The sequence below is a fragment of the Arthrobacter sp. Hiyo1 genome (assembly GCF_001263615.2).
Taxonomy (GTDB): domain Bacteria; phylum Actinomycetota; class Actinomycetes; order Actinomycetales; family Micrococcaceae; genus Arthrobacter.
The window spans coordinates 547155-548421 of sequence record NZ_DF952470.1 but is presented as its reverse complement, the minus strand read 5'-3'; the positions used below and the strand labels follow the sequence as shown (position 1 = coordinate 548421).

The window sequence follows — 1267 nt, the reverse complement described above, 5'->3', positions numbered from 1 at the left end:
CCCCCGACGGCGGCGACGCCAACCGCCACCGCGAGTTCGACGTCGAAACCCGCACCTTCGCGGACCCCGCCGCAGGCGGTTTCGACCTTTCGACCGCGAAGGGCAACGTGAGCTGGCTCGACGCCGACACCCTGCTGGTTGCCACGACCGCCGACGGACTGCCGAAAACCAGCTCGTCGTACGCGCGCACCGGTGTGAAGCTCCGTCGTGGCCAATCCCTGGCCGAAGCCGAGCGGATCTTCGAGATCCCCGAAGACCACATGATGGCGCTCGTCGCCCGCGACTCCACCCCGGGCTTCGAACGCACTTTCGCGGTGGACTGGATCGACTTCTTCAACCGGACCACGTCCGTGCTGCGCGATGACGCGTGGCTCGCCATCGATGTGCCCACTGACGTGAACCTCAGTTCCCACCGCGAATGGCTCATGTTCCGTCCTCGGCAGGACTGGAACGTGGCCGGAACCACCTATCCTGCCGGATCCCTGTTGGCCGCCGACTTTGAGGGCTACCTGTCCGGGACACGTGACTTCACGGTGCTTTTCACCCCGGATGAGCACACCTCCCTCCAGTCATGGAGTTGGACCCGGAACTACCTCCTCCTGAACCTGCTGCACGACGTCTCGTCCGAGATCAGGGTGCTCGACCCGGCCCGCAAGGACTCCACCGGCGGGTGGGCCTCCACTTTATTGGATGCGTGCCCGCCGCTCCATGATGTGAACGCCTACGCCGTCGACGACGAGGACGAAGCAGAAGGCGACGACGCCGGAAACGACTACTGGCTCGTCGCTACCGGCTTCACCACCCCCACGACGCTCATGCGCGGCACCCTGTCCCCGGGTATCGCCAGTTACACGCTCGACGCAGGCCACGACGGCGGGGTGGCGAGCACGCACGCGGTAGTGAAGTCCTCGCCGTCGTTCTTCAACGAGGCGGACTACGAGGTCCAGCAGCACTTCGCCACCTCAGCGGACGGCACGCGCGTGCCCTATTTCCAGGTGGCGTCCAAAGATCTGGACCTCGACGGCGAGAACCCAACGCAGCTATCTGGCTACGGCGGGTTCGAGGTCTCAAGGACCCCCGCCTACAGCGGAGCCATCGGGCGCGCCTGGCTGGAACGCCGGAGCGAAGGCATTGCGCCCGACGACGGTTCCGCACCGTATTCACGCGGCGGCGTCTACGTCGTAGCCAACATCCGCGGCGGCGGCGAGTACGGTCCCGCGTGGCACCGCGCAGCCTTGCAGGCGAATCGACACCGCGCGTTCGAGGA

At 66.4% G+C, this 1267-nt stretch carries 1 protein-coding gene; it reads left to right on the top strand.

The genetic code is table 11. The features are described 5' to 3' along the window. On the top strand, window positions 1-1267 hold a 1267-nt coding region (locus tag AHiyo1_RS11350), incomplete at both ends, for a prolyl oligopeptidase family serine peptidase (protein ID WP_253257283.1).